Consider the following 6,595-nt stretch of genomic DNA (forward strand, 5'->3'; position numbering starts at 1 on the left):
CCCTGCCCCGCAAACGCCCGCGCCGCCGCCGCGCCCACGCCGCGCGCGCCGCCGGTGATGAGAACGATCTGATCGCGGACTTCCATGAGAACAACTCGCAAATTCTGAACCAACCTCAGCCATAGGCCGCGCTCGTGATGAAGGCCAGCCGCGCCTGAAAGAACGATGGTTGTATTTAGGATATTTCCTAATTAACCTCTTTCCTATGAACAGCCTGTTCAAGGCCCTCTCCCATCCGGTGCGGCGGCGCATCATCGCCATGCTGCGCAAGGGGCCGCTGGCGTCCGGCGACATCGCCGCCGCCTTCGACATGAGTTGGCCGACCATCACCGGTCATCTGAACGCGCTGAAGGAGGCCGGTCTGGTCAGCCCCGAGCGCGAAGGGCAGTCGATCCGCTATCGGCTGGAGATTTCGGCGGTCGAGGAGGCCCTGGCCTTCCTGATGGACCTCAGCGGAACAGGCACAACGGACGAGAAGGAAACGCCGAAATGACCAGGATCCGCTTCACGGTGCTGGACGCCTTCACCGCCCTGACGGTCGCAGGCCTCGTCGCCCTCGCCATCTGGGTTCTGACCGCAGGTCCAACCACGCCCCTGCCCATGCATTTCGACATCCACGGCCGACCCGATCGTTGGGGCGACCGCAACGAACTGGCCGGCGTGATCGGCTTCATGGCCTTCATGGCCGCGATCACGGCCGGACCGATGAGCTGGTACGCCAAGCGCACGCCCGACGCCGCCCGACAGCGCGGGCTGAAGGTCGGCCAGTTGGTCTCGCTGCTGGCCATTGGCGGCGTCAGCGCCTTCATGGTCTGGACGATCCTGGGCCACGCTGCGTCGCAAGCGGCTCCGTCGATGACCGTGATCGCCGCCCTGATGAGCCTGCTGTTCGCCGTCATGGGCGCCTTCATGGGCCGGGTCGCGCCCAACCCCATCGTCGGCCTGCGCACCCCCTGGAATTACAAGAGCCGCCTGGCCTGGGACCGCTCCAACCGGCTGGCGGGCCGCCTCTTCTTCTGGCTGGGCCTGCTCGGCCTAATCACCGCCCCCATCGCGCCCCAGCCCCTGGGCTTCAGCCTGCTGATCGGCGGCGTTCTGATCGCCGCCCTCTGGTCGGTGTTCGAAAGCTGGCGCGTGTGGCGCGCCGATCCCAACCGCCAGCCCTTCTGATCTCAAGACGGAGACAAGCATGCTGACCCTCGCCGCCGCCCTGCTGCTCTCGCCGGTTTCGACGCCGGTCGAGCTGGCCTCGACGCCCGCTCCCCTGCACGGAACCCTGCTGACACCGGAAGATCAGACACGCGCCGCCGCCGTCATCATCGCCGGCTCCGGCCCGACCGACCGCGATGGGAACAGTCCGATCGGCGTGACGGGCGGCGTCTATCGCCAACTGGCCGAGGGCCTGGCCGAGCGCGGGATCGCCACCGTCCGCTACGACAAGCGCGGCATCGCCGCCAGCACAGCGGCCGCGACCGACGAAGCCAGCCTGACCTTCGACACCTACATCGACGACGCCAAGGCCTGGGCGGCCCTGACCGCTGAGAAGACCGGCGCGCCCTGCGTCTGGCTGGTAGGGCACTCAGAAGGCGCCCTGATCGCCCAGGCGGCGGCCGATAATCCAGGCGTCTGCGGCCTGGTCCTGCTGTCGCCGGTCGGCGTCCGCGCCAATGTCGAACTACGTCGCCAGATCGAGCCCAAGCTGCCGCCCTCCGTCAAACCTGAAGTCGATCACATCATGAGCGAGCTGGAGGCCGGTCGAACCGTCTCGGACACGCCGCCCTATCTGGCCGCGCTGTTCCGCCCCTCGGTCCAACCCTATCTGATCTCCTACTTCGTCGTGGACCCCCAGGCGCTGATCGCCGCTTATGATCGCCCGGTTCTGCTGGGCCACGGCTCGACCGATATTCAGGTGAAGCCCGAGAACAGCGAGCCCCTTCTGGCCGCCCAGCCCAAGGCTGAACGGGTGGTCTTCGAGGGCTTGAACCACGTCCTGCGTCAGGCCCCGCTCGACCCGGCGGGCAACGCGGCCACCTATGGCGACGCCTCGATCCCGCTCGGCGCCGAGGTCGCGCCTGCCGTGGCCGACTTCATCCTCAAGCCGCGCTAAGCCCTACCCGTCCAGTTCCGCCCGCGCCTGTTCGGCCAGATCGAAGAAGCGGCGGCGGACCTCGGCGGCGAAGGGGTTGTCGTGCTCGATGGCGCGGAACACCGCCGCGCTGTCGTGGCGGACCATGTCGACGCCCTGCATGACGCGCTCGAAGCTGGTCGTGGTCATGCGCGTCGGCAGCGGCTCCATCGCCAGCAGCACCTTGGCGATCAGATGGGTCAGCCCCTGCACCGTCGCCGCCTCGCGGTCGTGATCCTCAGGCGTCACGACGAAGACCTTGAGCGCCAGCGCCTTCCTGCAGAAGGCGGCGACGCGCCACGCGGCCTTGTCGCCGCGCACCGGACAAACGGCGATGCGCAGACCGGCGATGCCGTCCTTGCCGCTCTGCGGACCGAACAGAGGATGGGTGCCGACCACGTCCACGCCCTCGGGCAAGCCCTCCAGCATCACCTGCGCCGGCTTCACCTTCACCGATCCGACGTCGAGGATCAGGGCGCCGGGCGTCAGATGCGGCGCGATCGCCGCGACCGTTTCCGCCAGCACGCCGACCGGCACGGCCAGCACCACCGCCGAACAGGCCGCCGCCTCCTCCAGCGAGGTCAGCCGCGCCACGCCCTCGCCGTCACTGACCGTCGGATCATGGGCGAGAATGTCGAACCACGGCGACAGATGCTTCGCCGTCAGCCGCCCGAAGGCGCCGAAGCCGATCAGGCCGAGCGTGGGCCGCGAACCGCTCACCCCGCCAGCGTCTCCTGGAAGCGCACCGGCTGGCCGTGGGCCTGACCGATCAGTTCGCCGTCCTTCATCACCACGCGGCCGCGCACGATGGTGGCCACCGGCCAGCCCGTCGCCTCAAAGCCGTCGAAGGGGGTCCAGCCGCAGCGCGTCGCCTGCTGGTCGTGTGTGATGGTCTTCTTCGCCTTCAGGTCCACGATGGTCAGGTCGGCGTCATAGCTGACGGCCATCCGGCCCTTGTTGGCGGTGCCGAACACGCGCTGCGCCCCGCCCGAGGTCAAGTCGATGAAGCGTTCCAGCGACAGGCGGCCCTCGGCCACATGGGTCAGCATCAGCGGCACAAGGGTCTGCACCCCCGGCATCCCCGAGGGCGAGGCCGGATAGGGCTTGGACTTTTCTTCCTTCGTGTGCGGCGCGTGGTCCGAGCCGAGCACGTCGGCCACCCCCTGCTGCATCCCCCACAGCCATAGCGCATCGACGTGTTCTTGTGAGCGGATCGGCGGGTTCATCTGGGCATAGGCGCCGAGCCGCTGATAGGCCTCGGGGGCCACCAGCGTCAGGTGCTGGGGCGTGATCTCGACCGTGGCGACGTCCTTGTGGAAGCGCAGGTATTCCATCTCGTCCTTGGTCGTGACGTGCAGGACGTGGATGCGGGCGCCGGTCTCTTTCGCCAGTCCAACCAGACGGCGGGTGGACATGATGGCGCTCTCAGCGTCGCGGACTTCCGGGTGGCTGGTCCAGTCGCCGGTGCGGGCCAGGTTGCGACGCTCGACCAGTCGGTATTCGTCCTCGGAGTGGAAGGTGGCGCGACGGCGGACGTTCGACAGAACCTTCCTCACCCCTTCGTCGTCGGCGATCAGCAGGTCGCCGGTCGAGGCGCCCATGAAGACCTTGACCCCGCAGCAACCCGGCAGGCGCTCCAGATCAGCCAGATGGTCGGCGTTCTCATGTGTCCCGCCGACATAGAAGGCGTGGTCGGTCCACATCCGGTTGTTAGCCCGCACCAGCTTGTCGGCCATGGTCTCGGCGTCGGTGGTGTTGGGGTTGGTGTTCGGCATCTCGAACACGGCGACGACGCCGCCCAGGGCCGCCGCGCGGCTGCCGGTTTCCAGGTCTTCCTTCCATTCCAGCCCCGGCTCGCGGAAGTGGACCTGGGTGTCGATCACGCCTGGCAGGACGGTCAGGCCTGTGGCGTCGAACACGTCGCCCGCCGAGGCCTGAGACAGGTCGCCGATGAAGGCGATGCGGCCGTCGATGACGCCGACGTCGGCCATGCCCCGCCCGGCGTGGTTGGCCACCTCGCCGCCCCGAACGATCAGGTCATAGGTCTGGGTCATCGCGCGCATCTCCTGAAGTTCCGGCGCTTATGCGCGCCGAAGGCTTGGAGACGCAAGCCGAGGGCGATCAGGCCGCCCGTTCGGCCAGCAGCTTCTTCGCCGCCTTCAGCACCCGCTCATAAGGCAGGTCCATCATGTGCTGGATATGCTGGTTCAGGCGCGGGTCCAGTTCGCGGAACTCGTCCAGGGTGCGCGGGCCGCGCACGGCGACGCCGGTCCACGGGCGTTTCAGCGTCTCGTCCGAGGGGCCGAAGACCGCCACCGCCGGAACGCCCGCCGCTACGGCCAACTGGGTCCATAGGGAGTCGCCGCCCAGATAGAGGTCGGCGTGGCTCAGCGCCGCCGCCGCCTGCAGCCGCGTCAGCCGCCCCTGCAGTTCGATGACCCGGTCGCGCTTGACCGCCGAACGAACGGTCTGGGCCGCGTCGCGATCCGCCTCTTCGCCCACGATCATCAGGCGCCCGCCGGCCAGCGGTCCGCCCTCGCCCAGCAGGGAGATGGCGATCTTGGCGTAGCGATCGGCGGGCCAGCGCTTGCCGATCCAGTCGGCGCCCGGTCCGATCGCCAGGATCGGGCCGTCGCCCGGCGCGATCAGGGCGTCGGCGGCTTCCTGCGTGTCGCGGCTGATGAACAGTTTCGGCGCCGGAATCTCGTCCAGTTGCAGGGTCCGCGCCGCCTGTTCGACCAGATGCACGCTCGGCAGGGTCTTGCCCCGCACGGCGCGGCGTTGACGCCGCAGCTTGCCCGACAGGGTCGAGCCGCGCATGTCGACCACCAGCCCCCAGTTGGTCTCGCGCACCTGGTTCCACAGGGCGATCCAGTCCCAGCGCCCGTCGCGGTCTAGCGTGATCAGCCGCTGAAGGCGCGGCAGGTCGGCGAACAGCGGCGCGCTGGCCGGCGAGCCGACGACGGTAAAGGTCGCCTGAGGGATGGCCTCGACAAGCTGGGCCAGCGCCCCCGACGACAGGACCGCCTCCTCGGCGTCCGCCTCGGCGATGTAGAGGATCGGAAAACGACCATGCATAAAGCGACTCTAGCCGGATTCTCTTCGGAATTCAGCGGGGATGCGGTGGAAGACCTTGGATCGGTTTGATGCTCATCGCTTCAGCGACGCCTCGAGGCCTGCTTCGCCCCACGCATTATCACCCATCTTGCGCTAAACGGCCGCTCATGTCCCTGCCCCTCCTTCCTGATCGCACCTGCGGCGGCTGCGTCGAGTGCTGTCGCGTGATCCCGCTGGACCTGCCCGAATTGGCCAAGCCGACGGGCGAGTTGTGCGCCTATTGCGTCGATGGCGCGGGCTGCTCGGTGCATGAGATCCGGCCGCAGACCTGTCGCGTCTGGTTCTGCCTGTGGCGGGCGGTCGAACTGTCGGACGACTGGCGGCCGGATCGCAGCGGAATCATCGTGCGCCCCGATGGGGTCGAGGACGGGATCATCACCCTCTACGTCCTGCGCCGCACGGATTTCCTAGTGGGGATGGAGGTCTTCATCACCGTAGCGGGCTGGATCGCCGAGGGCATTGAGGTGGCGCTCAGCGTGCCCGGCCCGGTCGGAACCTATCCCGCGCGCGCCGTCGTCACCGACTGGCTGCGGCCCGCCGTCGAGGAGGGCGATCCCGAGGCCTTCGCCGCGCGCGTGCTCGCCTCGCTGGACCGGCTGGCCGGCCATGAGTTTCAGCCGGACGGAGTGACGGCGCGCTACGCCGTCGGCTGAGAGCCGCCGACGACGGTGATCTCCGGCCAGCGGCCGCGGGCGTTGGCGATGACCCGGTCCCAGCCCTTGGCCATGCCGCGCGTCGGATTGGGCCGGATGGTCATGGCGAACACATCCTCCAGCCCGAAGGGGGCGACCACGCTGAGGCGGTCGTCCGCCTCCAACCGCACGCCGACAGCAAAGGCCGGAGCGACGAAGCGCGCCGGGGCGTCATCGGTGCAGGCCAGAGGATCATAGGGCTCGCCGAACTTGCCCTCGAACCACAGGTGGACCCGCGCCTGGTTGCGCACCTCGACCTGATCGCGCAGCGACGGCGCGAAGGCGGCTGCGACGCGCTTGATGGCGACGTCCTCGGCGTCCCAGGAGGTGTCGGCGTCAAAATAGCCGATGTCGTAATCCTTGATCCCATAGCCGACCGGGCGGCCCGTCTGGACGTTCCACACCGCCTGATAAACGGCCCCGGAGAACAGCCGCCAGTCGGGCAGATCCAGGCCCCGCATCACGGTCAGCACATGCATCAGGCCCGCGTCGGCGCGAACGATCTCGGTCAGGCGGGCTTCCAGGGTCATGCCGTCCTGTGAGGGCGATTCCGCCGCCGCGCCAAGCGGCCTCAGCCCCGCACCGGCCAGGCGTGATCCAGCGGGCCGTGACCCTGGCCCAGGCCGGGCGCGTGGCGGATGGCTTCGGCGACATAGGCCCA

Annotated in this window: 8 protein-coding genes; 4 read left to right on the forward strand and 4 right to left on the reverse strand. The window is 68.6% G+C overall.

The genetic code is table 11. The features are described from left to right. Nucleotides 1-205 precede the first annotated feature (205 nt). The 3 genes from RT567_RS12245 to RT567_RS12255 are packed head-to-tail and all read left to right on the forward strand — an operon-like array spanning nt 206 to nt 2,107. A complete protein-coding gene (locus RT567_RS12245; protein ID WP_313576607.1) occupies nt 206-493 on the forward strand; it encodes a metalloregulator ArsR/SmtB family transcription factor in 288 nt (95 codons plus the stop codon). Then, the gene (locus RT567_RS12250; RefSeq protein WP_313576608.1) at nt 490-1,170 is read left to right on the forward strand and encodes an SdpI family protein; all 681 of its coding nucleotides are present in this window, start codon (nt 490-492) and stop codon (nt 1,168-1,170) included. Before RT567_RS12245 ends, RT567_RS12250 begins: the two co-directional genes overlap by 4 nt. 19 nt (nt 1,171-1,189) lie before the next feature. Beyond that, nucleotides 1,190-2,107 carry an alpha/beta fold hydrolase gene (locus RT567_RS12255; RefSeq protein WP_313576609.1) on the forward strand — a complete coding sequence of 306 codons (918 nt, stop codon included), beginning with the start codon at nt 1,190-1,192 and terminating at the stop codon, nt 2,105-2,107. 3 nt (nt 2,108-2,110) lie between these two features. Here the strand turns inward: RT567_RS12255 and RT567_RS12260 are convergent, their stop codons facing one another. From RT567_RS12260 to RT567_RS12270, 3 genes are all read right to left on the reverse strand, one after another. Next, nucleotides 2,111-2,845: a prephenate dehydrogenase gene (locus tag RT567_RS12260; protein ID WP_313576610.1), complete on the reverse strand. Its 735-nt coding sequence runs from the start codon at nt 2,843-2,845 to the stop codon at nt 2,111-2,113. Further along, nucleotides 2,842-4,179 carry a dihydroorotase gene (locus RT567_RS12265; RefSeq protein WP_313576611.1) on the reverse strand — a complete coding sequence of 446 codons (1,338 nt, stop codon included), beginning with the start codon at nt 4,177-4,179 and terminating at the stop codon, nt 2,842-2,844. Before RT567_RS12265 ends, RT567_RS12260 begins: the two co-directional genes overlap by 4 nt. A 67-nt stretch (nt 4,180-4,246) precedes the next feature. Beyond that, complete coding sequence (locus RT567_RS12270) at nt 4,247-5,203, reverse strand: glycosyltransferase family 9 protein (protein ID WP_313576612.1); 957 nt, start codon at nt 5,201-5,203, stop codon at nt 4,247-4,249. Nucleotides 5,204-5,349: 146 nt separating this feature from the next. Here RT567_RS12270 and RT567_RS12275 point away from each other — a divergent pair, with 146 nt between their 5' ends. Beyond that, the gene (locus tag RT567_RS12275) at nt 5,350-5,895 is read left to right on the forward strand and encodes a hypothetical protein (protein WP_313576613.1); all 546 of its coding nucleotides are present in this window, start codon (nt 5,350-5,352) and stop codon (nt 5,893-5,895) included. Here RT567_RS12275 and RT567_RS12280 read toward each other — a convergent pair. Next, a complete protein-coding gene (locus RT567_RS12280; protein ID WP_313576614.1) occupies nt 5,880-6,464 on the reverse strand; it encodes a nucleotidyltransferase family protein in 585 nt (194 codons plus the stop codon). The two genes, RT567_RS12275 and RT567_RS12280, sit on opposite strands and share 16 nt — an antisense overlap. Nucleotides 6,465-6,595: the final 131 nt, after the last annotated feature.

It is taken from the genome of Brevundimonas sp., assembly GCF_032107865.1.
Taxonomy (GTDB): Bacteria; Pseudomonadota; Alphaproteobacteria; order Caulobacterales; family Caulobacteraceae; genus Brevundimonas.

Excerpts from the sequence above, each read along its gene's own strand:
- RT567_RS12270 (WP_313576612.1), bottom strand. The coding sequence starts at position 5,203 with ATGCATGGTCGTTTTCCGATCCTCTACATCGCCGAGGCGGACGCCGAG.
- RT567_RS12280 (WP_313576614.1), bottom strand. The coding sequence starts at position 6,464 with ATGACCCTGGAAGCCCGCCTGACCGAGATCGTTCGCGCCGACGCGGGC.
- RT567_RS12275 (WP_313576613.1), top strand. The coding sequence starts at position 5,350 with ATGTCCCTGCCCCTCCTTCCTGATCGCACCTGCGGCGGCTGCGTCGAG.
- RT567_RS12250 (WP_313576608.1), top strand. The coding sequence starts at position 490 with ATGACCAGGATCCGCTTCACGGTGCTGGACGCCTTCACCGCCCTGACG.
- RT567_RS12265 (WP_313576611.1), bottom strand. The coding sequence starts at position 4,179 with ATGACCCAGACCTATGACCTGATCGTTCGGGGCGGCGAGGTGGCCAAC.
- RT567_RS12245 (WP_313576607.1), top strand. The coding sequence starts at position 206 with ATGAACAGCCTGTTCAAGGCCCTCTCCCATCCGGTGCGGCGGCGCATC.
- RT567_RS12255 (WP_313576609.1), top strand. The coding sequence starts at position 1,190 with ATGCTGACCCTCGCCGCCGCCCTGCTGCTCTCGCCGGTTTCGACGCCG.